Genomic DNA, 25,151 nt, shown 5'->3' on the forward strand with positions numbered 1-25,151 from the left:
CCTGACCGTACAAAACCTTTACTTGGCTCGCAGTCGTTCCCCAAAGTATATTGTCACAACGCAGTCCCAGCACAACCGGGAGCGCCGGACAGTTCGCACCCGCTGTGCGGAGCTCGTACATTCTCACCCTGTCGGCGGCTGAAATGTACATCTGACGGAAAGGGAAAACGGGGTCACAAAGGGACGAGAGCGCGCCTTAAAATACGCCGTAGGCGTGCGTGCTCGAGGTGAGCGGCGGTACGCGATTTTCGAGCGTACCGTAAAAAATATTCCGGTGGAATATTTTTTAGCGATGGAGGCAAACCGTAGGTTGTCCATCCTTTGGCCTTCGTTCTCCTTCTAAGGAGCCTTGCGGAATCAGAAAATACCCCGGTGGGGTATTTTCCCGTAAGGCTGTGGCCGACTCGTTCGGCCAAGTCATGAACGGAGAACGGGGGTGCGGCGTCAGCCGCTATGGGAAAAACGCTTTAGGCGTTTTTCATGAGCGCGCTTTGCGCGCAAAGAGTCTTGCTCGCTGCGGCGAGCGCTAAAAATTAAATTTTAGTTGATTTTCCCCTGCGGGGGACGGGAAAATCAAAAAAGGGGATTTCGGACTCTGCGGAGTCCGACTCAGGGCGCTGCCCTAAGAACCCGCAGCCTTTCGAGAAAGGCTGGCGAAAGCTTTAGTTCGCCTGCGGGCGGAAGTCCTTTGGGACAAAGCGCAAGCAGGCCGGAGCATCCGGTCGGCGAATCTTAATTCTCGGCATGGTACAATGCCCCAAAACGCGATCATTGCTCTCTGACCGCTTCCGCCTGCTGACATAAAACTGACACGCGCTGCAAGTCGGCAAAACACATCCTCCTAACCGGTAAAACAAGTCTTTTTACTGATTATATGCGTCTGACATCGATGTCGCAAGGTCTGTGTGAAAAAATAAAGCAATAAATTGTGAGAAATCGGGATGTACATTTGATGAACGGGCTGATACAATAAAATAAAGATGGACAGCAGTTCATAGAAGGTGGCGGATTGATATGACAATTTTGAAAGATCACAAAGGACATATTGCGCAGGCGCTGCTGATGGTAATTTTAATTGCCATACCGCTGTTTTATTTCAGTCAAAAGGTACATGATATACGAAGTGACTATTACACCGAGCGTATGACTGCGATTTCCGAGAAAATCGGGGGCGAATTGGAGCGCCAGGTCATCTGGGAAGACAGTAAGGACGAGAACCAGTCGAGCATCATGTACACGGCGTACTATTACCCGCAGGCGCTGTCGGTTGTCTGCCGTACCACGCCGGTCATCTATGTGCGTGATCAGAATACCCCGCCCGGTGCGGCTTTTCTGGTGTCGGATAGTGGGACGATCTATCCCGCAACCGTAGTCGAGGATACCGAGTACAACGCAACGCTGCTCATCTTCGAAGATGTCCCCTCAGAGTTTGTCAATCATCTGGCTTATTTGGATATTGTTCCCTCGCAGGAAGTGCCGGAAAATGGAGTTTATAACCCGAGCCAGGTAATCGAGGATCGCATCCGATACAGTCTGCAAGGCGAAAAGGCGTAAGCAAACGGTCGGATTTTTGTTTGGTTGAATGCCCAACGGCGTTTTGCATAGCCTGACAGGGCGCTTTCACCCGCAAATTTTGACAAAACGCGGGTTTACTTTGGATGTACAAAACGGTATAATGATACATAACAAAAATCAGCAATATGCGGTAAAGGAGAAGACATTATGGCGTATTATTTTTCCGAACCCTCTCGTACGTTCAGCGAGTACCTGTTGGTACCGGGATATTCCTCCTCTGAGTGCGTACCGGCAAACGTAAGTCTGCGCACGCCGATCGTAAAGTTTAAGAAAGGCGAGCAGTCCGCACTGTATGCGAACATCCCGCTGGTCTCTGCGATCATGCAGGCAGTTTCCGATGACAAGATGGCAATCGCACTGGCACGAGAAGGCGGTATTTCCTTTATCTACGGCTCGCAGTCGGTTGAGAGCGAAGCCGCAATGGTAGCACGCGTCAAGGCGTACAAGGCTGGCTTTATCGTTTCTGACTCCAACATCAAGCCCGACCAGACCCTGGCAGACATTCTGGCACTGAAGAAGAAGACCGGTCACTCGACCGTCGCAGTTACCGACGACGGCACCGCAACCGGCAAGCTGCTCGGCATTGTAACCAGCCGTGACTACCGCATCTCTCGTATGTCCACCGAGGAAAAGGTTGAGAGCTTCATGACGCCGTTTGAAAAGCTCATTACGGCGCCGGCAGACACCACCCTCAAGGAAGCAAACAATATCATCTGGGATCATAAGCTCAACTCCCTGCCGCTGGTAGACGAGAATCAGCATCTGGTATACATGGTATTCCGTAAGGACTATGATTCTCATAAGGAAAATGCGCTCGAGCTGCTCGACAAGGACAAGCGCTACATCGTTGGCGCGGGTATCAACACCCGTGACTACGCTGAGCGTGTACCGGCACTGGTCGAGGCTGGCGCTGACGTACTATGCATCGACTCTTCGGAAGGCTTCTCTGAGTGGCAGTCTCGCACCATCGCATGGATTCGCGAGCACTACGGCGACACCGTAAAGGTCGGTGCAGGCAACGTCGTTGACCGCGAGGGCTTCCGCTTCCTGGCAGAGGCTGGCGCAGACTTCGTCAAGATCGGTATCGGCGGCGGCTCCATCTGCATCACCCGTGAGCAGAAGGGTATCGGCCGTGGCCAGGCAACCGCAGTCATCGAGGTTGCAGCAGCACGCGACGAGTACTACAAGGAGACCGGTATCTATATCCCGATCTGCTCGGACGGCGGTATCGTACACGACTACCATGTCACCCTGGCGCTGGCAATGGGTGCAGACTTCATCATGCTCGGCCGTTACTTCTCCCGTTTCGACGAGTCGCCCACCAACAAGGTCAACATTGGCGGCACCTTCATGAAGGAGTACTGGGGCGAAGGCTCGGCACGTGCGCGCAACTGGCAGCGTTACGATCTGGGCGGCGCGCAGAAGCTGTCCTTCGAGGAGGGCGTTGACTCCTATGTACCGTATGCCGGCTCGCTGAAGGATAACGTCACCCTGACGCTCAACAAGGTTCGCTCGACCATGTGCAACTGTGGCGCGCTGACCATCTCCGAGCTGCAGGAGAAGGCAAAGATCACGCTGGTTTCCGCGACCTCGATCGTCGAGGGCGGCGCACACGACGTCGTACTCAAGGATACCGCAGTTTCGGCACACAAGTAAGACTGACGCTCGATGCGTCTGAAAAAAACCCGCTCTTGTCTGAGCGGGTTTTTCTTTGTGCTTGCAGGCAGACATATCTTGCCAGTTTGAGGCGAATATGATACGATGAAAGCACAAGATATGCCGGGAAAAGACCGACGGCGGGGGAAATCGCGACAGCCGGGACGGTCGGAAGAGAGGGGGCGCACAGAATGGATGAAATGGATGAACAGGTAGAGCAGAACGAACAGCAGACAGGACTCTGGAAGCAGATGACCGACGGCGTTTCCCATCGTACCGTGCGGAATGCATGGACTTTTATACGATGGATCTTTTTTTCGTGCCTGATTGGTGTCGTGGTCGGCGTGGTCGGTGTGGGATTTCACCACGCGATTGCGGTCGTGACCGAGTGGCGCGGAGAATATCCTTATATTCTGTTTGGATTGCCGGTCATCGGCCTTTTCATTGTATGGATGTATCGCGCGTGCGACATGGCGCGCGACGGAGGCACTAATCTGGTGCTCATTTCGGTGCGCGATAATGCGCCCATTCGGCTGCGCACCGCACCGCTCATCATCATTGCAACCGTGCTTACCCATCTGTTCGGCGGTTCGTCCGGCCGAGAGGGTGCAGCGCTCCAGCTGGGCAGCTCAATTTCGGCCTCGGTTGGCCGTCTGATGCGTCTGGACGACAAGGACGAGCGTGTGTTCAAGATGTGCGGCATGGCGGCAGGTTTTTCCGCTCTGTTTGGTACACCGCTGGCGGCAGCCGTGTTTGCCATGGAAGTCGTGAGCGTGGGCGTCATGTACTACGCGGCGATGTTCCCATGCCTGCTGGCCTCTCTGGTTGCCCTGATGACCGCGCGTGCGCTGGGCGGCGTGCCCGAAGCGTTTCTGGTCTACGGCATTCCGCAGCTGACCCCGCTGGCACTCGGTCAGGTCATCGTGCTCGGCCTGCTGTGCGCACTGGTCGCGGTGCTGTTTTGTAAGGTGTTCGGCATCATTCAGCGTCTGTATGCGCGTTATCTGCCCCATCCTTACGTGCGTGTATTCGTGGGCGGCTGCATCGTGGTCGTGCTCACGCTGCTGCTCGGCACACGGGATTACAACGGTGCGGGCATGCAGGTGATCTGGCGTGCGTTCACCGGCTACGCGCACCCGGCGGCATTCTTGATTAAGATGGTGCTGACCGCACTGACGCTGGGTGCGGGCTTTAAGGGCGGCGAGATCGTTCCGGCGTTCTTTGTCGGATCGACCTTCGGATGCTATTATGGTGGTTTTCTCGGCCTGTCCGGCTCGTTTGCAGCCGGTGTGGGTATGGTCGCCGTGTTCTGCGGCGTGACCAACTGCCCGCTGACCTCCATTTTGCTGGCCTATGAGCTGTTCGGCGGCGACGGTCTGCTGCTGTTTGCGCTGGGCTGCGCAGTGTCGTACATGTTCTCCGGTTACTCCGGACTGTACAGCGCACAGAAGATCATGTACTCCAAGCTGCGTCCCGAGTTCATCGCGCGTCAATCGGGCGAATAAGATCGAACCTTGACAAAAGAAATCAAAAATTGAGGAAATCCGCCCTTGCAAAGCGTCAGCTCGTCGGGTAGAATAGACATTGCGCCTGTCTGGGGGACAGGTAAACAGTTATATTTCAGAAAGAGGGATTTTTTTGCAGTCGCAACAGAAAATGGGCACCATGCGCATGGGACCGCTCATCTTCAGCATGGCCTTGCCGGCTATGATTTCCATGCTCATCAATGCGCTCTACAATATTGTCGACAGTATTTTCGTCGCACGATACTCGGCCAGTGCACTGACCGCCGTTTCTCTGGTCTTTCCGCTTCAGCAGCTGGTCATCGCAATTGCGGTCGGTACCGGTGTCGGTGTCAACTCGCTGATCGCGCGCTGCCTGGGAGCAAAGGATCAGGAAAAGGCCGACAATGCGGCCGAACACGGCGTGGTACTGTCCATTGTGGGCGGTATCGTGTTTATCCTGCTGGGATTTTTGGGCAGCCGTCCGTTCCTTGCTGGTTTTACCGAGAATGCAGCCGTCCTTGAACAGGCGGTCAGCTATTCGCACATCGCGGTGGGACTGAGTATCTTTGTCATGGTCTCCATCATGTGCGAGAAGATTCAGCAGTCGACCGGTAATATGATCATTCCGATGTGTCAGGGTCTGACCGGTGCGATCGTCAACATCATTTTGGACCCGCTGCTCATCTTCGGCATCGGCCCGTTCCCCGAGATGGGCATCCGCGGTGCGGCGCTCGCAACCATCATCGGTCAGGTCGTCGGTATGCTGATTGGTCTGTGGGGCGTGTTCGTCCATCAGAAGGTACTCGCGCTGCGTATGCGCGGCTGGAAGCCCAATCTGCGCATGATCGGTGCAATTTATCAGGTTGGTCTGCCCGGTATCATCATGCAGAGTTTGTCCTCGGTACTGACGGCAGGCATGAACGCCATCCTGATTCAGTTCTCCGAGACTGCAGTTACCATTCTGGGCGTTTACTTTAAGCTGCAAACCTTTATTTTCATGCCGGTCTTTGGACTCAATCAGGGTGCACTGCCGGTTATGGGCTACAACTTCGGCGCACGCGACCGACATCGTCTGCTCAGCGCCTATCGCATTACCCTGATCTCGGCACTGGTCATTCTGGGCGTGGGCACGGTCATTTTCCAGATTTTCCCTGCGCAGATGATTATGCTCTTTACCCCGGCGAATGACCCGGCAGCAACTGCGGACATGCTGGAGACCGGCATTCCCGCGCTGCGCATCATCAGCCTGTCCTTTCTTGGTGCGGGCTTCGGCATCATCAATTCGACTGTCTTTCAGGCGATCGGCCACGGTCTGGCGTCGCTCGTCGTCTCGTTCTGCCGTCAGCTGTGCATCATTCTGCCGGTTGCAGCCCTGCTCGGCTACTTCTTCGGTCTGGGTGCGACTTGGTATGCCTTCCCGTTTGCCGAGTACATCGCGGTTGTGATTTCCTACGCGGTACTGGCTCGAATCTATCAAAAGGAAATCAAAAATTTAGCGCCCAAGGCGCAGTAAGGAAGCAAAAACCATGCGGACTGTGATCTGGTTTGTGTATTTTTGGCTGTATTTGCTGGCTGCAATTCCGGTCAGCGGCTATATTTGGTGGCTGGAGAAGCGCGGACGGAATGCCCACGCCGACGAGCTGGTGCAGGGCATTGTCCGGCGCTGGGCGCGGCGACTGCTGCGGCTGGCCGGGGCAAAGGTCGAGGTCACCGGACAGGATAACCTGCCCGACGAACCGGCGGTCTACGTCGCCAACCATCAGGGAAACTTTGACATTCCCATCCTGCTGACCGTTCTGCACGAACCGCACGGACTGATTGCCAAACAGGAGCTTGCAAAGCTGCCCTTTGTACGCGCCTGGATGCGCCATCTGCACTGCCTGTTCGTCGACCGCTCGTCACCCCGAGCGGGTGCACAGGTCATTGTGGACGGGGAACGCCTGCTCGAGAGCGGACGCAGCGTGTCCATCTTTCCCGAGGGCACACGCTCGCGCGGCGGCCCGATGCACAGGTTTCAGGGCGGTGCCTTCCGCATTGCCACCCGTGCCGGTGCGCCCATCGTACCGGTCACCATTGACGGTTCCTATCGCCTGATGGAGGCGCAGGGCTTCTGGATTCGTCCGGCGACCGTGCGCGTCACCATCCATCCGCCCGTTCCGACCGCCGATCTGAGCCGGGAACAGGTGCGCAGCCTGCCCGATCAGGTGCATGATACCATCGTATCGGTTCTGCCGTAAAAAATCGATTGTCATTTTGCACGCGGCGAATTATAATACAATCAGAACGCAAATCAGCAAAGGAGCGTATTCATTATGAAGCGAATCGCAAGTTTTGAGGTCAATCACGACCTGCTGACCCCGGGCATGTACACCTCGCGCATCGACGGGGACATTACCACCTACGACGTGCGCATGGTCACCCCGAATGGCGGCGTGTACCTCGAGCCCGCAGCATCCCACACCTTTGAGCATCTGTTTGCCACTTACGTGCGCAACTCGGATTTTGCCGATCAGATCATCTACGCAGGCCCGATGGGCTGCCAGACCGGCTTCTACTTCCTCGTGCGCGACATGAAGCCGTCGGACGCCATCCGTCTGGTGCAGGAAACCATGGACTTTGTCGTCGATTTCACTGGCGACGTGCCCGGCGTGAGCCGCATTGAGTGCGGTAACTACCTGCTGCACGACCTGGAAGGCGCTAAGAAGATTGCGCGTTCCATGCAGCCCGTCCTCAAAGGATGGACAGAGGCCGATCTTGTCTACAAAAAATAAAGTTTTTCCAGCAAAAAAATTCAAATAATGCTTGCAATCTCGTGGAAGGTATGATATTATATTTTTACGACTGTAAGGCATAACCGGAAAGAGGTGAAACAACATGAAGCAGGGCATCCATCCCGATTATAAGCAGACGACCATTCGTTGCGCTTGCGGCAATGTCATTGAGACTGGCTCCACCAAGGAGAACATCGTCGTTGACGTTTGCTCGAAGTGTCACCCGTTCTTCACCGGTAAGCAGAAGCTGGTAGATACCGGCGGACGTGTTGATCGCTTCAAGAAGCGCTTCAATCTGGACAAGTAATGCAAAGCCATCGATTGCGCTCGTGATCGATGGCTTTTCTATTGCTGAGAACGGAAAAAACAGAGAACCCGCCGGGACGCATCCCGGCGGGCTTCCAAAACAGTCGAACTTACATTTGATCCATAAGCGTATCGAGCGCGCGGACTGCCGCGTCAGCCTGCGTCGGTGTCACGGTCTGGCTGGGGGCGAACGCGCCGTCTGTGAGCGTCAGCACCTTGCGGCTGACCAGCGCCTGCACGGCATCCTGTGCCCAGGAGGCGATCGAGGCATTATCGGTGATGGTCACTGCACCGTCCGCCGTCAGCGGATGACCGCACAGCGCAGCGTACCGCGAGAGCACGACGGCCAGTTCCTGCCGGGTGACCGCACGGTTCGGGGCAAAGACGGTCGCGCTGTCGCCCGACATCAGACCGGCGTGCGCCGCCCAGCTGATATAGGGTGCATCGTAAGCGATGATGCACACATCTCCGAACGAAGTGTCCGGGTTATTGAGTGCAGTGCCCGTGCGTGCGGCGTAATCCCGACCAAGCTGTACGGCCAGTGCGCCGCGGCTGAGGTTTGCCGCCGGCTGTCCGGCATCATCGGTGCGGGACAGAATGGCCTGCACAGCCGAGTCAACACCTGCAAGGTAGTCTGTCCGGGTCTGCGGTGCGAGCACATCGGGCTCGAACGGCTGCACGTCATAGGATTGTGCTGCCGGGAGCAGCGGGGCGAGGTCGATAAACTTGGTCGAGCAGCTCACCTGCAAGCCGCTGTGCTCCAACGTGAACGGACGCACCGCGCCGAAGTGATCGACGCTGCCGCCGGACGGCGTACCGACTATGGTTGCGCCTGCCTGCTTGCACTCTACCGCGTTGATGAGTGCGGACGAGAAGGTACCCGAGCCGATCAAGGTGTAGAACGCCAGACCGTCCTGTTTGTGCCGCTCTTCGAGCACATGCAGCAGCGGGATGATGACACCGTCCGAGCCGCCGCCATTGCCGCGCAGGTCGAGGATGACTCGATCATAGCCCTTGTCGTCCAGCTGGTCGACAACCTGCTGGGTAAAGGTCTGCATGGGCAGTTTGGGGTCTTCCTTGCAGCTGTTGTACTGGATGTACAGCGTGCGCGCATCGAGCGCTTTTGCAAAATAGAGTTTCTTTTTGTCCGGAGCCGTTGCCGGAGCCTTGCGTTCCAGACGTGCAAGCTGCATTTTGGACAGGGTGGTGCGGTCGACCGCGTCCACGGTGATCTTCTGCACCTGGTCACCCTGCTGAATGGTCAACTCAATGCCGTTCGGGTCGGACAATACGCCGTAATGGGCTAAAATTTCATAGATATAAAACGCCTGCGAGAATTTCCGGTGCTGATAGACCGCATTATCGCCGCCTAACATGGGCATCATCTTCTGGTAGATTTCGTCCATGGATACACCGTTTATTGCGGTGAGAATGCCGCCTAGCGCGGATTTGTTTGCTTCCGGCAGTCGGGTGAGCAGAATGCCCTCGTCGACCACGGTTGCACCGATGGGCAGCACGCGCACCTGACCGCTGATCTGAGAGCCGATGGACACGCTCGTGTGTGAATCCTGCGCCAGTGCGGCCAGTTCGCAGAGAGCAAGGGCAAAGTCGACGTCGGACATCTGCGCCAGACCGGACTGGATCTCGGCCGCCTTGGAATCAAAAACCTGTTTGCTGTTTGCGTGGTACAGGTCGGGATGCTGGGCGAGGGTATCCAGCAGGGTCTGTAAATCGGCGCGGCGGGCATTTGTCAAGTCGGACGAAGCCCCAGCCGTGACCGTCTGGGTCGTCGTGGCGGCCAGCGCGGTCGGCACACTGCCAAGACACAGCGCCGCGGTGAGCAGACCGGAAATAAGTCGTTTCATGGGTTGATCTCCTTTCTGTTTGGTGCACAGACCGGACGGGGGACGGTCTGCCCTTTTGTGTATTACTGTACCATGTACTTAATACAATAATAGAGCGAGAACAATTTGTCAAGAGGGGACGACCCGGAAGGGGAGCCAATCGAGACCGACACAGACCGGGAAAGGATGTGTAGCACATGATGGAAATGGAATTTGACAAGCCGAAAAAGGAACGCGCCGTGCTGGTTGGCCTGCGATGCCACAGTTTCGGCATGGATGAGAACGCCGACGAGGAGACACTTGCCGAGCTTGCGGCACTGGTCGAGACCGCAGGCGCGGAGACCGTGGCGATGACGCTGCAAACCCGACCGGCGCCCGATGCGCGTACCTTCATCGGTGAGGGCAAGGCGCAGGAAGTCAAGGAGCTGGCCGAGGCCAACGAGGCCGACCTGATCATCTTTGACAACGAGCTTTCACCCTCGCAGATGCGCGTGCTCGAGGAGATGACCGACAAGACCGTGCTCGACCGCTCGGCGCTCATTTTGGACATTTTCGCCCAGCGTGCCCGCACGGGTGAGGGTAAATTACAGGTCGAGCTGGCACAGTATCAGTATATTCTGCCCCGTCTGGCCGGTCTGGGTCATGCCATGAGCCGACTGGGTGGCGGTATCGGTACGCGCGGCCCCGGTGAGAGCAAGCTGGAGTCCGACCGCCGACACATCCGCAGACGCATTGACAAGCTGCGCGAAGATCTCGAGCAGGTCAGACAGGTGCGTGCTGTTCAGCGCCGCCAGCGCAAAAAGACCGAGCTGCCGCTGGTTGCCATCGTGGGTTATACCAACGCGGGCAAGTCCACGCTGCTCAATTTGCTGACCGACGCGGGCATCGAGGCCAATGACCGCCTGTTTGACACCCTGGACCCGACCACGCGCAAAAAGCGCATCTCGGACACCCAGGAAATTTTGCTGTCCGACACGGTTGGCTTTATTCGCAAGCTGCCGCACCATCTGGTATCGGCCTTCAAGGCAACGCTCGAGGAGCTGGCTTACGCCGATCTGTTGCTGCACGTCGTGGACGTGTCCGATCCCAACTGGGAGATTCACGCTGCGACCGTAGACAAGGTCATCGAGCAGCTGGGCGCACAGGAGATTCCGCGCGTGATGGTCTACAATAAGGCCGATAAGTGCGACGAACTGCCGGCCGCACGCGACGGTGTGCTGTTCTCGGCCAAGACCGGCGAGGGCACTGAGGCGCTGCTGGCAGCGATCGAGAAGGCACTCGGACGCGGCAAGCACGAGATGCACCTGTGCATTCCGTACAGCGACGGCGCAGCGCTCGACGTGCTGCACCGAGAAGGTCAGGTCAAGTCCATCGAGTACGGCGAGGCCGGTACGCTCGTGACCGTCATTGTGGACGATAAATTGTGTGGACAGATGCAGAAATATCGGGTGGAAGAGGCATGACAGCAGAGGAAAAGGACTATTTTATTCCGTTTGAAGCCTACGCAGAGGATAGCTTTGTAGAAAAGCGCTCCAAGTTCATTGGCCGCCTGTGGCGGGTCGAGACCCCGGAGGAGGCAACCGCCAAAATCAAGGAAATGCGCGAAACTTACTGGGATGCGACGCACAACTGTTATGCCTACATCCTGCGCGAGGGCAACCTGATGCGCTATTCGGACGACGGCGAGCCACAGGGTACGGCGGGCATGCCCATGCTGGACGTGCTGCGGCACGAGGGACTGGTCAATGTGTGCTGTGTCGTGACCCGTTATTTCGGCGGCATTCTGCTGGGCACGGGCGGGCTGGTGCGTGCCTACACCAAGGGCGCACAGATCGCGGTCGCTGCCGCAGGAATCCAGCAGATGAGCCGGTTTTCCACCCTGCTCATCGCATGCCCGTACAATCTGCTCGGCGTTGTGCAGCAGGTACTGCCTGCGCATGACTGCACGATTGAGGACACCGACTACGGTGCGGACGTGACGCTGACCGTCATCCAGCCGGTCGGCGGTCTGGATGCACTCAACGCGGCCCTGGCCGACGCAACCGCAGGTACGGTCTACGCCGAGGAGATGGAGGTTGCCTTCCGCGGACGACGCATCCGCTGAGCAAAATCACCGTCAGGACAACCGGACATTCCATCGAAAAAGCGAGTCTCCTTGTACAACCTGTACAAAGATAAAAAAATCCCGAAAAAATGGGCTGGAAAAAAAGTTTTTCGGCCATCCATTGCGTATATATATTATGGAGAGATTTTTTCGGAAGGGAGGCGCAGACCATGACCATCCGTCAGCAGTCCGAAGCCCTGGAGCACAGTTTACTGTGTGACTGGGCGACCTTTTCCGACCGCTCACTTGGTCGGGAACAGCCCATTGCGCCCTGTCCCATCCGCACCTGTTTTGCCCGTGACCGCGACCGGATCATCCATTCCAAGGCATTCCGGCGACTGTCCAACAAGACACAGGTGTTCATTTCTCCCGAGGGCGACCACTACCGCACCCGGCTGACGCACACGCTTGAGGTCTCGCAGATCGCGCGGACGATTGCGCGAGCGCTGCGGCTGAACGAGGATTTGGTCGAGGCCATCGCACTCGGGCACGATCTGGGGCACACGCCGCTCGGCCACGCCGGAGAACGTGCGCTGAACGCGGTCTGTCCCGAGGGCTTTCGCCACAACGAGCAGAGCGTGCGCATGGTGCGCCGGATTGAACCGCTCAACCTGTCGCACGAGGTGCGGGACGGCATCCTGTGCCACACAGGCGGGCGGCACGCCCAGACCCCGGAAGGTCGGCTCATTCACTTTGCCGACCGCATCGCCTACGTCAATCACGACATCGACGATGCCATTCGCGCAGGCATTCTGGCCGAGCGGGACATCCCGCAGGACATCCAGAACACGCTGGGCGCAACCCACGGCCAGCGCATCGATACCTTGGTGCGCGCGGTCATCGATTACGGGGTGAAAAACCGCGAAATCGGCATGGATGCCGAGACCGAACAGGCCATGCTGGCGCTCAGACGCTTCCTGTTCGAGCGGGTGTATGACGGCCAGTCGGCCGCGCAGGACGCACGCGCCGAGTGGATGCTGCGCACCCTGTACGATCACTATATCAACCATTTCGATACGCTTCCGGCGGCTTATCAGCGGCTGACCGAGGACGGCGACAGCCGCGCACGCATCGTGTGCGACTATCTGGCCTCGATGACCGACCGCTACGCCATTGCGTGCTGTAAGGATCTCTTCTTGCCGCGCTCCTGGAACCGTACATAGCATATTTTTTCAAGGGAGGTGGACACAATGCCGATCGATCACGCATTTTTGGACGAGCTGACTGCACGCAGTGACATTGTAGATGTGGTCTCGCGCTATGTCAGCCTCAAACGGCAGGGTGCCAACTATTTTGGCCTGTGTCCGTTCCACAACGAGAAATCCCCGTCGTTTTCGGTCTCGCCCGACAAGCAGATTTATCACTGTTTTGGCTGCGGTGCGGGCGGCGGCGTGATTAACTTTGTCATGCGCGCCGAGGGACTGGAATTTCGCGACGCGGTACAGTTTTTGGCCGACCGCTGCGGCCTGAAAGTCCCGCAGGACACCATCGACCCGCGCACCGCGCGCCGGCGCGAGCGCTTATTAGCGCTGATGAAGGACGCGGCGCGATTTTACTACGATACCCTGTGGCGGCCGGAGTACACGCCGGTACAGCGCTACTTTGCCGGACGCGGACTGTCCCGCAAGACCATGAACCGCTTTGGTCTGGGCTATGCGCCCGACTCCTTCCATGCAACGATGGACGCGATGCAGAAGAAGGGATACACCAAGGACGAACTGCTGGACGCCGGTCTGGTGGTCAAGAACGAGAAGGGCGCGATCTATGACAAGTTCCGCGGGCGCGTCATGTTTCCGATCATCGACGTGCGCGGACAGGTCATCGCCTTCGGCGGCCGTGTCATGGACGACTCAAAACCCAAGTATTTAAACTCCCCGGACACCCGGATTTTCCATAAAGGACGCAATTTGTTTGCGCTCAATCTGGCCAAAAAGACGCAGAATGACTATTTTATCTTAGCCGAGGGCTATATGGATGTCATTGCGCTGCATCAGGCCGGGTTCGACAGTGCGGTTGCCAGTCTTGGCACCGCCCTGACCGACGAACAGGCGCGTATGATCGCGCGTTACACCAAAAAGATTATCATTTCGTATGACGCGGACGGTGCCGGACAAGCCGCCGCCCAGCGTGCCATCGATATTTTAAAGCGTGCCGATTTGCAGGTCAACGTCCTGCGCATTCCGGGCGCAAAGGACCCCGATGAGTTCATCAAGGCCAAGGGCGCCGAGGCGTTCCGCAGGCTGATCGAGCAGAGCGAAGGGCATAATGCCTACCGCTTGGAACAGATTGCGGCAAAGTTCGACCTGACCGAGGACGACCAGCGCATCGAGTTTCTCAAGCAGGCAGCCTGGATGCTGGCGGCCATTCCGCGCGAGATCGAGCGCGAAGTCTACATGGGACGCGTAGCCAAGATGGCCGGTGTCACAACCGACGCACTCAGAATCGAGGTCAAACGCGCCATCGGTCAGCGCAACAAACGCGAGCGCACGGCAGAACACCGCGCCATTCGCGCCGCCGTGCAGAACGCACAGCCCAAGGATCGCGCTTTACACTATCCCGACATCCGCGCGGGACGTGCAGAGGAAGGCATTCTGGGTCTGATTTTTACCGATCCATCCCTCTTAGCCCCGCTGGCCCAGCGCCTGCGGCCGGAGGATTTTTCCGCCCCTGTACTCGCAAAGATTTACGCCCGTGCGCTGGAACTGGAACAGCAAGGCGCGCCGGTATCGGTCAGCGGGTATGAGGGTTACCTGGATGACGGAGAGCTTGCCTTGCTGTCCGAGATTTTATCCCGTCCGCAGGGTTCCGAGCGGCGGCAGAAGGCACTCGACGATTACATAAAGATCATGGACGAGCGGCGCACCCAGCGGCAGCTGGAGCAGGCCGCGACATCCGGTGGGGAAGACCCGATGATCACCTATTCCAAAATGAAAGCAGATAAAATGGGAGGCAAATAAGATATGGCAAGTGCAGAACAGCTCGCGCAGCAGATGCAGGTCGTCAAGGATCTGATGGCAAGAGGTAAGAAGAACGGTAAACTGACCCTCAAGGAGATTGCGGATACGCTGTCGCCGCTGGAGCTTGAGACCGACCAGATCGATAAGGTCTACGAGATGCTCGAGAACGAGGGCATTGAGATCGAGGGGGCAGGCGTGCTCGACGTACCGCTCGGTGACGACGACGAAGAGTTCGAGGCATCGGCAGTCGAGGAAGTGCCCGAAGAAGAGCTGGTGGACACGTCGGCGCTTGCCGAGGGCTTCGCAATCGACGACCCGGTACGTATGTACCTCAAGGAGATCGGTAAGGTTGACCTGCTGTCCCCTGAGGAAGAGATCGACCTGGCACAGAAGATGCTCGAGGGCAATCAGGCAGCTGAGAAGCTGGACGCAATGACCCAGCCGGGTGCGGTTGCAGTCAGCGCGGACGAGATTGCCGCGCTGAATAAGGCTGTTAAGGCCGGCGAGCGTGCCAAGAAGCGTCTGGCAGAGGCCAACCTGCGACTGGTTGTATCCATTGCAAAGCGCTACGTTGGCCGCGGTATGCTCTTCCTGGACCTGATTCAGGAGGGTAATCTGGGTCTGATTAAGGCGGTTGAGAAGTTCGACTGCACCAAGGGCTTTAAGTTCTCGACCTACGCAACCTGGTGGATTCGTCAGGCGATCACCCGTGCGATTGCAGACCAGGCGCGTACCATCCGTATCCCGGTACACATGGTTGAGACCATCAATAAGGTCATCCGCGTATCCCGCCAGCTGCTTCAGGAGCTGGGTCATGACCCGTCTCCCGAGGAGATTGCAGCCGAGATGAACATGCCGGTTGACCGCGTGCGCGATATCCTCAAGATCGCACAGGAACCGGTATCGCTCGAGACCCCGATCGGTGAGGAGGAGGACTCCCACCTCGGCGACTTCATCCCGGACGACGATGCGCCCGAACCGGCTGAGGCAGCATCCTTCATGCTGCTCAAGGAGCAGCTGGTCGAGGTGCTCAAGACGCTGACGCCTCGTGAGGAAAAGGTACTGCGTCTGCGCTTCGGCATTGAGGACGGTCACACCCGTACCCTCGAGGAAGTTGGCAAGGAGTTCAACGTTACTCGTGAACGTATCCGCCAGATCGAGGCCAAGGCACTGCGCAAGCTGCGGCATCCGAGCCGCTCCAAGAAACTCAAGGATTTCCTGAACTAAACCAAATATAAAAGAACCTCCCGCATGGCAAGCAAGATACCGTGCGGGAGGTATTTTTTTAGCTCCAAATGGCCATCGCAAGCGTGCCGATGACCATGAGACACAGACCGAGGAAGGCTTTTTTGCTGAGTTTTTCGTGGAAAAAGATGTAGGAAAAAGCGACGGTGACGACCAGACTGAGTTTGTCGATGGGGACAACCACACTGACGATGCCGTTTTGAATGGCGTAGTAGTAACACAGCCAGGATGCGCCGGTCGCCAGACCGGAAAGCAGGATAAAGATGAGCTCGTGCCGGTCAATTTTGCGGATTTCGCTCTGTTTTCCTTTGAGAAAGACGACAAGCCATGCCATGATGAGTACGACACAGGTGCGGATGGCCGTGCCCAGATTGGATTCGACTTCCGAGATACCGACCTTGGCCAAAATGGAGGTGAGCGCGGCAAAGACAGCCGAGCCGACAGCGTACAGCATCCAGCGGTTGTTCGCAGATTGGACGGTGGATGACTGCTTTTTCTCGATCATCAGGAAAATGCCGACGGCCAGTAGCGCAGTGCCGATGAATTTAACGGCCAGATGTGCGGTCTCGGAGAAGCAGACGATGGCGAACAGAACCGACAGGATGGTGCTGGACTTGTCGATGGGTACGACCTTGTTCACGTCACCGAGGGAAAGTGCCTTAAAATAGCACAGCCAGGACGCACCCGTCGCCAGTCCGGACAGCACCAGAAACAGCAGCGAGCGGGGCGCGATGGACGAGAGCGTGGGCAGGGAACCGACGATCACCACCATAATCCAGGAGAAAATCAGGACAACCAGCGTGCGGACGGCGGTTGCGACATCGGAATCGGTGTGTTTGATGCCGCATTTGGCTAAGATAGCGGTCAGACCGGCAAAAAATGCGGATAATACAGCCATAACAAGCCAAAGCATGGGAAAAGCCTTCTTTCTTTTTTGTTGCGGGATAAAAATTATAGAACGACGATGGTCACACCGTTGTTGTGCCGGTCAAGATCGGGGTCGCGGCGCAGTTCATCACACAGGCGCAGGGCACGCTGGGTGTCTGCGTCGAAGATGGACAGTTTTTCACCGGGGATGCAGCAGGCAATCTGTCCGGCCTGCGCGGCGCGGATCAGTGTCTGACGGACTGCCAGGCGCAGTTTGCCGCCTCGACCGGTCGAGCCGTAACCGTGGATGAATTTGATGACGCGAATCTGATGCGCACGCGCCTGCCGCACCTCGCGGGTGATGCGCTCGGGCATGTCGCGCACGGCGGGTAAGGTCAGTTCCAGGTTGACGACGCGGTAATTTTTCATGGTTTGGGCTTCCTTTGGATAAAATAAGTAAAGAGCGCACTGTGATCGGCCGGGACATCGGTACACAGACCGGGAATCATGCGCTCGGGGTGCCATTGCACGCCCAGAATGGGCAGCGAGCGGTGTTCCAGCGCTTCGATCAGTCCGTCGGCGGCGTAGGCCGCGGCGCACAGACCGTGCCCGAGCTGCCCGACTGCCTGATGGTGGTAACTGCTCGCTTTGAAGAACCCGCCGGTCAGGCGGGCGGTGTGCGTCCCGGCGACGGTTGTGACCGGGTGGGGAATGCCGTCGTGACCGGCGACTTCTTGGAGCAGGGTGCCGCCGAAGGCGACGTTGATGACCTGCATGCCGCGGCAGATACCTAGAACCGGTTTGCGCAGGGCGCAGAACGCGCGCAGCAGCGCCAGTTCTTCGGTGTCACGAACGGGGTCGAGCGACAGCCGGTGCGACTGCGGTGTTTGGCCGTAAAGTGCGGGCTCCAGATCGCCGCCGCCCGATAACAGCAGCCCGTCGCAGCGGCCAGCCAGCGCGATGGGATCACCGCCTGCATACAGGACGCCGGACACTCCGGCACGTGCCAGCGCATCCCCGTACAGCGTGGACGCGGTGCGTTTGGACGAGCGAGCGCCGGGCTCGATTGCGGTCGAAATCAGTATAACAGAATCTTGCATAAAATGCACCTCCCGGAGATTGCGCAAGGAAAAAGATTTGTAAATTTTGTAAGAACAAAGTTTGCGAAAATAGGTTGACATCTTGAAAAGTAAAAAGATATAATTAAGTTGGTAAAATTCGAGGAAAATAAATCGGAAAAATGCGAAACAAATCAAAAGACCGGATCAGAGAAGGAGAGTAAATCATGGGGTTTGATTTGATGAACATTGTGCAGCTGGCCGGAGGCCTGGCACTGTTCATTTACGGCATGACGACGATGGGCAACGGCCTGGAACAGGCTGCCGGTGCAAAGCTGGAGAAGACGCTCGAAAAGATGACGGGCAATATTTTCTCGGCGCTGCTCATGGGTATGGTTGTAACCGCTGTTATCCAGTCGTCTTCGGCTACGACGGTTATGGTCGTCGGCTTTGTAAACGCGGGTATTATGACCCTCAAGCAGTCGGTCGGTGTTATCCTTGGCGCGAACATCGGTACCACGATCACCGCACAGATTTTACGTTTGGACTCTTCGGGCACGATGGGGGATACCTTCCTCATGCAGATCTTGAAGCCCAAGAATCTGGCGTATATCATGGTGCTGATCGGTATTATCCTGCTGATGACCAGCAAGAGCAAGCGCCGCCGCAGCATTGCTGACATTCTCATCGGTTTCGGCGTGCTGTTCATCGGTATGGCGACCATGGAAAGCTCGGTTGCGCCGCTTGCCGATATGCCGCAGTTCTCGCAGATCTTCGCTGCCATTTCCAACCCGATCCTGGGCGTTCTGGTCGGCGCGGGTGTAACCGCGATCATCCAGTCGTCTTCGGCTTCGGTCGGTATCCTGCAGGCGCTGTCTACGACCGGTGCTATTACCTATTCGGCTGCGATCCCGATTATTCTTGGTCAGAACATCGGTACCTGTATCACCGCGTTCCTGTCGTCCATCGGCGGCAGCAAGAATGCACGCCGTACGGCAATGGTACACTTTTACTTTAACCTCATTGGTTCGATCATCTTCCTGACCGCAGTTTATGCGTTTCAGTATACGGTCGGCTTTGGTTTCTGGAGCGAGGCCATCGACAAGGCCGGCATCGCAAATTTCCACACGCTGTTTAACGTCGTTGTGACGCTGCTCTTCCTGCCGTTTACCCGTGTTCTGGTCTTCCTGGCCGAGCACACCATCCCGGCACAGGAGGAGAAGGCAGACCCGCTGGCAAAGCTGGAGCCGCGCCTTCTGGCAACGCCTTCCATCGCACTCGATCAGGCACAGCACTGCATCGCAGACATGGGTACCGCAGCGCTCAGCAACTATGCGCTTGCAATGGACCCGCTGTTTAGCAATGTGCAGCAGAATGCGGAACTCTTCCTCGAACATGAGAGCTTCCTCGACCGTGCAGAGGTTGAGATTGCCAAGTATCTGGTACAGATTCGCTCCGATCTTCCGGGCGGCCTGCGCCGTCAGCACGCCGAGATGCTGCACTCGCTGAGTGACTTCGAGAAGATCGGCGACTATGAGCAGAACATTTTCGACGCAGTCACTTCGCTGCGTGAGACCGGCGGTCACTTCTCTGAAGAGGCGGCAGCCGAGCTCAAGATTATGGCTGACGCCGTTAGCGAGCTGCTGGAAAAGACTGTAAACGGTTATCTGGAGCAGTCGGCTTCGATTGCACGTCAGGTAGAGCCGATTGAGGAAGTCGTCGATATGCTCAAGGCTATCCTTAAGAATCGTCACATTGAACGACTGAACGCTGGACTGTGTTCGATTCAGACCGGTCTGCCGTTCCTCGAGGTGGTACACGATCTGGAGAAGATCGGCGACCACTGCTCGAATATCGCGATTTATACCATTCAGCTGGCAGAGGGCAAGAAGGGCTTTGATACGCACGATTTCAGTAAGCATGCGTATAAGGCATCACCCGAGTTCCGTGAGGCGGTTGAGTATTTCGAGAAGAAATACTTGAGCGGCCTGGAAGCAACTAAGCCGGTGCTCTAAATGAAGTTTTCGCTCAAGCCTTTTTTAAAAGGCTTGCGGGTTCTCAGGGCAGAGCCCTGAGACGTGTCCCGCAGGACACGGAATCCCCTTTTTGATTCCGGTCTTTTGACCGGAATCAACTAAAATAAAAAATGAAAGCGCGTCCGCAGACGCGCAATTCTCCGCGCACAAAGTGCGCTCATAAAAAAGACCGTCCCAAAGGACGGTCTTTTTCTTATGTATGTTTTGATTGATTCCCGGGTCGGACACCGGGAATCAAAAGGGGAGTTTCGCACTCTGCGGAGTGCGACTCAGGGCTCTGCCCTGAGAACCCGCAAACCTTTGAAAAGGTTTGATCCAAACTTTATTTCGCCTGACGGCGGGGTTTACTCCCGAATGCACTGCAAATCCAGAATATTTCCGGTCAGCGAGCGAGCGGCGCCCTGTGCGACGATCTCATACGTATTTTCCGTGCCAACCACACCGACACCCGGCAGGGCGATCTTGGGTTCACACGCAAAGGTCATACCAGCTTCCAGCGGAGCCTTAAATCCGCGTGCGATAACCGGAGCCTCGTCCATGACCAGACCGATCGAGTGCGCCAGGAACTTGCCGCCATTCATAAAGCCCTCGGCAAACTCTGTGGGAATGGTCGGCCACAGCTCCAGGAAGATTTCCTCAGGAATTGCGCCGGGAACCATACGCTCGGCGACCTTGCGCTCGAACTCGGCACAGAAGGCGTAAGCGCGGCGGATGCGATCGGCAGCCGGGTGGCGGTCAAGATCACCGTAGAAGTAGACGACCGACTTGTCGGTGTGGTAACCGTCCACGCCCGACGGGATGTCCAGCAGAACGAGGTCGCCCTCTTGCAGCAGGCGGCGATTGTCGCCGATGGCAGGCATTGCGATGCAGGTACCGGCGTTGCCGTCCGGGCCGTCGAACGCGGTCACGCGCAGACCGTTTTCCGAGAACGCGCACAGACCGGCGACATCTTCACCGAGCAGCTGATTGAAACGAGAGATACCCATTGCACCGCGCTCGAGGAAAGCACGGTAGATGTCCGCGCACAGCACGGCCTCACTCACGCCTTCACGCAGCAAACCGGGCGTGACGCGCTCGAGTACTTCGGCATGGATAGCTCCGGCGCGGCGCATGCAGTCCAGCTCGTATGCGCTTTTGTGCGCGCGCAGATCGGCCAGAATCGGGCTGATGTTCTTGTAGTCGGCAAAGGGCAGATACTTGCGCACCATTCCCAGCCATTCGAGCGACGCGGTCTTGCACTCCAGATAAGCGCAGGCGGGGACAGAATAGCTGCCTTCGAGCACGCGGAAGGACTTCATCGGGCGCAGATCGCCAAACAGGGATTCTTCCTGCGCACGGGGGAAGTAGCGGCGTACCCAGAAGGTCGCCTCGGTGGGGGTGATGACCAGAACGCCATCCTGCATGGTTCCGGTCAGATAGTACAAACTGATCTTGTTGTTGATGAGTACCATTTCCCAGGCCGGGTCACGCGCGGTCAGTGCCGCACGCAGAGCGGACAAACGGGCATCAAGCTCGGATTTAGGGACTTTATTGTGGGTTAGCATGGTCACAGCTCCTTCTGCCTCTGCCTTTCCCGGCAGAAATTGAAATTCTTCTTCCATTATAGCAGAGCGGCGGGAAATTACAACGAAAAAACCACCTCTTACCGGGAATGCAGCGCCGGAGGGGAATTTAAACAGACTTTACACGGGTTTGATTGACTTTTGACAAATGTCGGTTTATGATGATATCAGGAGAAAAATAATGGTTTTGGAGGGGTTATGCTGAAAAAGTTACAGAAATTGATCGCTGACCGGCGCTTTGTCGGCGGTGTTTTGCTGGCAGTTCAGGCGGCCGTAGTGATCTGTGTGATTGCCTTTGTCAGCCTGAGCTGGATGTGGGTCTATCGCATGTGCACCATCCTCAGTGCAATTATTGTCATCTGGCTGATTCGAAAATATGATAATCCAGCATATAAAATCCCCTGGATTGTACTGATTTTACTCTTCCCGATTTTCGGCGGATTGTTTTATCTGTTTTGGGGCAATACCCCGTTCAATCGCAATCGCGCTCGTCATCGTCAGCGTCTGCGCCATCCGGATTTTTCTGCCGTTCCCGAACCGCCTGCAAGCGAGGAGATGGCTGCCGCACTGCCGCGCTATACCCGCGGCGCACGGTATATCCAGAACGAAAGCGCTATGCCGGTCTGGGGAGATACCGCAACGACCTATTATCCGGTTGGTGAAAAGCAGTTTGCCGCCATGTGTGAGGCACTGGAATCGGCGGAGCACTTCATTTTTATGGAGTACTTCATCATCGAACCCGGTAAAATGTGGGATACCCTGCTGGATATCCTGGTTCGCAAGGTCAGGGAAGGCTGTGAAGTGCGCGTCATGTATGACGATGCGGGCTGCCTCGGCACACTCCCGCACAGCTATGACAAATACCTGTGCTCGCTGGGTATCCACGCCGTGCGTTTTAACCGCTTCATTCCCACCCTGAATACCTACCTCAACAACCGTGACCACCGCAAAATCTGCGTCGTGGACGGTAACATTGGCTTTATGGGCGGCATCAACCTGGCCGATGAGTATATCAATGAGCGCATACGCTTTGGCCATTGGAAGGACACCGGTGTCCGTCTGATGGGCCCGGGTGTCGCCAACATGACCGAGATGTTCCTGCAAATGTGGGAGTACACGACCAAAGACCGCTTCTTTGATCGTGACCGCTATATGCCGACCGTTGTGCGCTCGGGTGACGGCTATGTGCAGCCGTTCTACGACAGTCCGCTCGACGACCGCAACGTTGGCGAGACCGTGTTCATGCACATCATCAACCGCGCCCAGCGGTACGTCTATATCACAACGCCCTATCTGATTCTGGATAACGAGATGATCACCGCGCTGACCGTCGCTGCCCAGTCGGGAATCGACGTGCGTATCATCACACCGGGTATCCCGGACAAAAAGCTGGTCTACCGCGTCACGCGCTCGTATTACCAGCAGCTGCACCGGGCAGGCGTTAAAATCTACGAGTATCGACCGGGCTTCCTGCATGCCAAAATGATCCTCTCGGACGATGATGTTGCAGTTGTCGGCACGATGAACATGGATTTTCGCTCGTTCTTCCTGCACTTTGAGTGCGGCACCGTGCTGTATGGCGGCGAGACCATCAGCGAGATTCGCGACGACGTGCTCGACACCATGGGACTGAGCCGTCAGATCGATGACGAGTGGTTCCGCAGTGTTCCGTGGCTGGCCTCGATCGCGGCCTCCATTCTGCGCCTCTTTGCCCCCATGCTTTGACTTTGCAAGCGGGCGAAAATGTGCTATAATAAAGTCCATCGACAAACGGCATAGCGCGCGTCGCTGTGCCGTTTTTTTGACGCATCCGAGGGGGATGCAAAAGGGAGGAACTATGCACATTCGGCAAATCAAAATTGGGGATTATCGCGCAGTTTACCGGCTGATCCGGCAGGCGTTTGCGCAGTCGCGCATCTCGGACGGGTGCGAGCAGGACTGGGTGATCGCCCAGCGCAGCAGCCGTGGTTATGTCCCGGCGCTTGAGCTGGTCGCAGAGCAGGGCGGCAATTTGGTCGGTCACGTACTGCTCACCGAGCGCACTGTACAGACCGAGGAGGGCGCGTGCACGGCACTGTATCTGTCTCCGCTGTGCGTGCGTGCAGACCTGCGCGGTCAGGGCATCGGCGGCGCATTGCTGCGCGAGGCGTTCACGCGGGCAGCAGATATGGGCTATCGCGCTGCTTTTCTGGTGGGTGACCCGGCTTATTACAGCCGTTTCGGTTTCCGACCGGTGACCGACTTCGGCATTGAAAACTGCTCCAAGATTCCTGACCGGTACGTGCAGGCCGTCGAGCTGCACCCGGGCGCACTGGAGGAGATCCGCGGCTCTCTGCACCTGAGCGCGTAAATCCCGCACTTGCACAGACCAAAACCATAGGATATAATAGAGCCATAAAACGATACCTGTGAAAGGGATGAACCGGGATGACATACGTGGCACTGGATGGATACAGTATTTTGATCACCATACTTAACATCGTCGCGATCATTGGCATTGGTGCGCTGGTGGTTTATTTGGTTCGCAAGTATCATAAGAAAGCCTAACGGAATGCCGTACAGTCGGCATAAGTGAAAACCGCCCCCAAAAAGGGCGGTTTTTGTGTGTTCAAACCCGGTATTTGTACGCCTTTCGGCAGGCCAGGGGATTGACATGGAGTGCACTCTATATGGTATCATAACAGCGAAATAGCTGTGATTCGTTTTTTTCGCAATGATGCCATGAACGGCGCACACGCCGAAGATTCTTCTTGGATGTTTGTCTGCCGGTATGGTATAATAAAGTCGAATATAGAACCATAGTTCTGATATCAGAACTATGGCAAAGGAACGCAGATGAAGGAGGCGTGGGCTCAGAGCAATCGAGAGCAGATGCCTTTTGTTTTTTATGAAAGGGTGATTTTTATGACTTTACAAGCCTTTTTTACCCAATATCCCCGGGCGGCAGTCGCTTTTTCGGGCGGTGTCGACTCGGCATTCGTGCTGTGGGCAGCCAAAAAGTATGGCTGTGACGTGCGCGCCTACTATGTACACAGCGCCTTCCAGCCCGCCTTTGAACTGGAGGACGCCAAAAAGCTGGCAGAGCAGCTGGACATTCCGATGACCGTCATCGAGGTTGATATTTTGTCAGTACCCAAGGCCGTGGAGAACGGCGCTGACCGCTGCTACCACTGCAAACACGCACTGTTTACAACGCTGTGGGAGCGCGTCCGTGCAGATGGCTATACCGTCCTGCTCGACGGCACCAACGCGTCGGACGACGCGAGCGACCGACCGGGTATGCGTGCGCTCAAGGAACTCTCGGTATTGTCCCCGCTGCGCCTGTGCGGCGTGACCAAGGCGCAGGTGCGCGAACAGTCCAGACAGGCTGATCTGTTTACTTGGGACAAGCCTGCATACGCCTGTCTTGCGACCCGCGTGCCGACCGGAACCCCGATTACACAGGACAAGCTGACCAAAATCGAGCGTGCCGAGCAGGCGCTCGCAGAACTGGGCTTCACCGACTTCCGCGTCCGGCTTGCGGGCAATACCGCACGGCTGGAGATGACTGCGGCGCAGCTGGCGCAGGCGGCCGCACGATACGAACAGATCATCGCCGCACTGGGTGCGGACTTTGACGCGGTTGTCCTCGATTTGACCCCGCGCCGCGCGTCGAGATAAGAGGG

General features: G+C 56.9%; 21 protein-coding genes. 16 read left to right on the forward strand and 5 right to left on the reverse strand.

Annotated features, from left to right (window positions below; all coding sequences use genetic code 11):
• The first annotated feature begins 1,014 nt into the window (after window positions 1-1,014).
• The 7 genes from B5D52_RS00005 to rpmE all read left to right on the forward strand — a co-directional run bounded on the left by B5D52_RS00005 (window position 1,015) and on the right by rpmE (window position 7,814).
• Window positions 1,015-1,554, forward strand: a complete 540-nt coding sequence (locus tag B5D52_RS00005; RefSeq protein WP_016147985.1) for a hypothetical protein — start codon at window positions 1,015-1,017, stop codon at window positions 1,552-1,554.
• A gap of 168 nt (window positions 1,555-1,722) precedes the next feature.
• Window positions 1,723-3,231, forward strand: a complete 1,509-nt coding sequence (locus B5D52_RS00010; RefSeq protein ID WP_016147984.1) for an IMP dehydrogenase — start codon at window positions 1,723-1,725, stop codon at window positions 3,229-3,231.
• A gap of 191 nt (window positions 3,232-3,422) precedes the next feature.
• Complete coding sequence (locus B5D52_RS00015) at window positions 3,423-4,736, forward strand: chloride channel protein (RefSeq protein WP_016147983.1); 1,314 nt, start codon at window positions 3,423-3,425, stop codon at window positions 4,734-4,736.
• Between the two features lie 133 nt (window positions 4,737-4,869).
• A complete protein-coding gene (locus B5D52_RS00020; RefSeq protein WP_016147982.1) occupies window positions 4,870-6,249 on the forward strand; it encodes an MATE family efflux transporter in 1,380 nt (459 codons plus the stop codon).
• Between the two features lie 13 nt (window positions 6,250-6,262).
• Entirely contained in the window at window positions 6,263-6,973 is a 711-nt protein-coding gene (locus B5D52_RS00025; protein ID WP_016147981.1) for a lysophospholipid acyltransferase family protein, read from the forward strand.
• 75 nt (window positions 6,974-7,048) lie between these two features.
• A complete protein-coding gene (locus B5D52_RS00030) occupies window positions 7,049-7,507 on the forward strand; it encodes an S-ribosylhomocysteine lyase (RefSeq protein WP_016147980.1) in 459 nt (152 codons plus the stop codon).
• Between the two features lie 103 nt (window positions 7,508-7,610).
• Window positions 7,611-7,814, forward strand: coding sequence for a 50S ribosomal protein L31 (gene rpmE, locus B5D52_RS00035; RefSeq protein WP_016147979.1), 204 nt, complete (start codon window positions 7,611-7,613; stop codon window positions 7,812-7,814).
• 109 nt (window positions 7,815-7,923) lie between these two features.
• On the opposite strand, the gene B5D52_RS00040 is transcribed toward rpmE, so the two are convergent.
• Window positions 7,924-9,678 carry an S-layer homology domain-containing protein gene (locus tag B5D52_RS00040; protein WP_016147978.1) on the reverse strand — a complete coding sequence of 585 codons (1,755 nt, stop codon included), beginning with the start codon at window positions 9,676-9,678 and terminating at the stop codon, window positions 7,924-7,926.
• A 176-nt stretch (window positions 9,679-9,854) separates the two neighbouring features.
• Here B5D52_RS00040 and hflX point away from each other — a divergent pair, with 176 nt between their 5' ends.
• The 5 genes from hflX (at window position 9,855) to rpoD (ending at window position 15,945) form a co-directional block, all read left to right on the forward strand.
• On the forward strand, window positions 9,855-11,120 hold the full coding sequence (gene hflX / locus B5D52_RS00045) for a GTPase HflX (protein WP_016147977.1): 1,266 nt from the start codon (window positions 9,855-9,857) through the stop codon (window positions 11,118-11,120).
• Window positions 11,117-11,761: a YigZ family protein gene (locus B5D52_RS00050; protein ID WP_016147976.1), complete on the forward strand. Its 645-nt coding sequence runs from the start codon at window positions 11,117-11,119 to the stop codon at window positions 11,759-11,761. The genes hflX and B5D52_RS00050 overlap by 4 nt, the downstream gene beginning before the upstream one ends.
• A gap of 170 nt (window positions 11,762-11,931) precedes the next feature.
• Complete coding sequence (locus B5D52_RS00055) at window positions 11,932-12,924, forward strand: deoxyguanosinetriphosphate triphosphohydrolase (protein ID WP_016147975.1); 993 nt, start codon at window positions 11,932-11,934, stop codon at window positions 12,922-12,924.
• A gap of 27 nt (window positions 12,925-12,951) precedes the next feature.
• A complete protein-coding gene (gene dnaG / locus B5D52_RS00060) occupies window positions 12,952-14,718 on the forward strand; it encodes a DNA primase (RefSeq protein ID WP_016147974.1) in 1,767 nt (588 codons plus the stop codon).
• Window positions 14,719-14,721: 3 nt separating this feature from the next.
• Complete coding sequence (gene rpoD / locus B5D52_RS00065) at window positions 14,722-15,945, forward strand: RNA polymerase sigma factor RpoD (RefSeq protein ID WP_016147973.1); 1,224 nt, start codon at window positions 14,722-14,724, stop codon at window positions 15,943-15,945.
• A gap of 58 nt (window positions 15,946-16,003) precedes the next feature.
• On the opposite strand, the gene B5D52_RS00070 is transcribed toward rpoD, so the two are convergent.
• The 3 genes from B5D52_RS00070 to B5D52_RS00080 are packed head-to-tail and all read right to left on the reverse strand — an operon-like array spanning window position 16,004 to window position 17,930.
• Window positions 16,004-16,876, reverse strand: a complete 873-nt coding sequence (locus tag B5D52_RS00070) for an EamA family transporter (RefSeq protein WP_016147972.1) — start codon at window positions 16,874-16,876, stop codon at window positions 16,004-16,006.
• Window positions 16,877-16,914: 38 nt separating this feature from the next.
• The gene (locus B5D52_RS00075) at window positions 16,915-17,259 is read right to left on the reverse strand and encodes a hypothetical protein (RefSeq protein WP_016147971.1); all 345 of its coding nucleotides are present in this window, start codon (window positions 17,257-17,259) and stop codon (window positions 16,915-16,917) included.
• Window positions 17,256-17,930: a gamma-glutamyl-gamma-aminobutyrate hydrolase family protein gene (locus tag B5D52_RS00080; protein WP_016147970.1), complete on the reverse strand. Its 675-nt coding sequence runs from the start codon at window positions 17,928-17,930 to the stop codon at window positions 17,256-17,258. Before B5D52_RS00080 ends, B5D52_RS00075 begins: the two co-directional genes overlap by 4 nt.
• Before the next feature lie 185 nt (window positions 17,931-18,115).
• On the opposite strand from B5D52_RS00080, the gene B5D52_RS00085 reads away from it, so the two are divergent.
• On the forward strand, window positions 18,116-19,903 hold the full coding sequence (locus tag B5D52_RS00085; protein ID WP_016147969.1) for a Na/Pi cotransporter family protein: 1,788 nt from the start codon (window positions 18,116-18,118) through the stop codon (window positions 19,901-19,903).
• Between the two features lie 365 nt (window positions 19,904-20,268).
• Here the strand turns inward: B5D52_RS00085 and B5D52_RS00090 are convergent, their stop codons facing one another.
• Window positions 20,269-21,468: a M24 family metallopeptidase gene (locus B5D52_RS00090; RefSeq protein ID WP_016147968.1), complete on the reverse strand. Its 1,200-nt coding sequence runs from the start codon at window positions 21,466-21,468 to the stop codon at window positions 20,269-20,271.
• 216 nt (window positions 21,469-21,684) lie between these two features.
• Between B5D52_RS00090 and cls the strand changes: the two genes are divergently transcribed.
• From cls to larE, 3 genes are all read left to right on the forward strand, one after another.
• Window positions 21,685-23,211, forward strand: a complete 1,527-nt coding sequence (cls, locus tag B5D52_RS00095) for a cardiolipin synthase (RefSeq protein ID WP_016147967.1) — start codon at window positions 21,685-21,687, stop codon at window positions 23,209-23,211.
• A gap of 112 nt (window positions 23,212-23,323) precedes the next feature.
• Window positions 23,324-23,836, forward strand: a complete 513-nt coding sequence (locus tag B5D52_RS00100; protein WP_016147966.1) for a GNAT family N-acetyltransferase — start codon at window positions 23,324-23,326, stop codon at window positions 23,834-23,836.
• A 554-nt stretch (window positions 23,837-24,390) separates the two neighbouring features.
• Window positions 24,391-25,146 (forward strand): ATP-dependent sacrificial sulfur transferase LarE, encoded by a 756-nt coding sequence (gene larE, locus B5D52_RS00105; protein WP_040332846.1) that lies wholly within the window; start codon window positions 24,391-24,393, stop codon window positions 25,144-25,146.
• Window positions 25,147-25,151 lie beyond the last annotated feature (5 nt).

Source organism: Butyricicoccus pullicaecorum DSM 23266, from assembly GCF_900167005.1.
Lineage (GTDB): Bacteria > Bacillota > Clostridia > Oscillospirales > Butyricicoccaceae > Butyricicoccus > Butyricicoccus pullicaecorum.

Bases quoted from the DNA above. Each gene is read 5' to 3' on its own strand.
- B5D52_RS00005 (WP_016147985.1), top strand. From the start codon at position 1,015: ATGACAATTTTGAAAGATCACAAAGGACATATTGCGCAGGCGCTGCTG.
- B5D52_RS00010 (WP_016147984.1), top strand. From the start codon at position 1,723: ATGGCGTATTATTTTTCCGAACCCTCTCGTACGTTCAGCGAGTACCTG.
- B5D52_RS00015 (WP_016147983.1), top strand. From the start codon at position 3,423: ATGGATGAAATGGATGAACAGGTAGAGCAGAACGAACAGCAGACAGGA.
- B5D52_RS00025 (WP_016147981.1), top strand. From the start codon at position 6,263: ATGCGGACTGTGATCTGGTTTGTGTATTTTTGGCTGTATTTGCTGGCT.
- B5D52_RS00030 (WP_016147980.1), top strand. From the start codon at position 7,049: ATGAAGCGAATCGCAAGTTTTGAGGTCAATCACGACCTGCTGACCCCG.
- rpmE (WP_016147979.1), top strand. From the start codon at position 7,611: ATGAAGCAGGGCATCCATCCCGATTATAAGCAGACGACCATTCGTTGC.
- B5D52_RS00040 (WP_016147978.1), bottom strand. From the start codon at position 9,678: ATGAAACGACTTATTTCCGGTCTGCTCACCGCGGCGCTGTGTCTTGGC.
- hflX (WP_016147977.1), top strand. From the start codon at position 9,855: ATGATGGAAATGGAATTTGACAAGCCGAAAAAGGAACGCGCCGTGCTG.
- B5D52_RS00050 (WP_016147976.1), top strand. From the start codon at position 11,117: ATGACAGCAGAGGAAAAGGACTATTTTATTCCGTTTGAAGCCTACGCA.
- B5D52_RS00055 (WP_016147975.1), top strand. From the start codon at position 11,932: ATGACCATCCGTCAGCAGTCCGAAGCCCTGGAGCACAGTTTACTGTGT.
- dnaG (WP_016147974.1), top strand. From the start codon at position 12,952: ATGCCGATCGATCACGCATTTTTGGACGAGCTGACTGCACGCAGTGAC.
- rpoD (WP_016147973.1), top strand. From the start codon at position 14,722: ATGGCAAGTGCAGAACAGCTCGCGCAGCAGATGCAGGTCGTCAAGGAT.
- B5D52_RS00070 (WP_016147972.1), bottom strand. From the start codon at position 16,876: ATGCTTTGGCTTGTTATGGCTGTATTATCCGCATTTTTTGCCGGTCTG.
- B5D52_RS00075 (WP_016147971.1), bottom strand. From the start codon at position 17,259: ATGAAAAATTACCGCGTCGTCAACCTGGAACTGACCTTACCCGCCGTG.
- B5D52_RS00080 (WP_016147970.1), bottom strand. From the start codon at position 17,930: ATGCAAGATTCTGTTATACTGATTTCGACCGCAATCGAGCCCGGCGCT.
- B5D52_RS00085 (WP_016147969.1), top strand. From the start codon at position 18,116: ATGGGGTTTGATTTGATGAACATTGTGCAGCTGGCCGGAGGCCTGGCA.
- B5D52_RS00090 (WP_016147968.1), bottom strand. From the start codon at position 21,468: ATGCTAACCCACAATAAAGTCCCTAAATCCGAGCTTGATGCCCGTTTG.
- cls (WP_016147967.1), top strand. From the start codon at position 21,685: ATGCTGAAAAAGTTACAGAAATTGATCGCTGACCGGCGCTTTGTCGGC.
- B5D52_RS00100 (WP_016147966.1), top strand. From the start codon at position 23,324: ATGCACATTCGGCAAATCAAAATTGGGGATTATCGCGCAGTTTACCGG.
- larE (WP_040332846.1), top strand. From the start codon at position 24,391: ATGACTTTACAAGCCTTTTTTACCCAATATCCCCGGGCGGCAGTCGCT.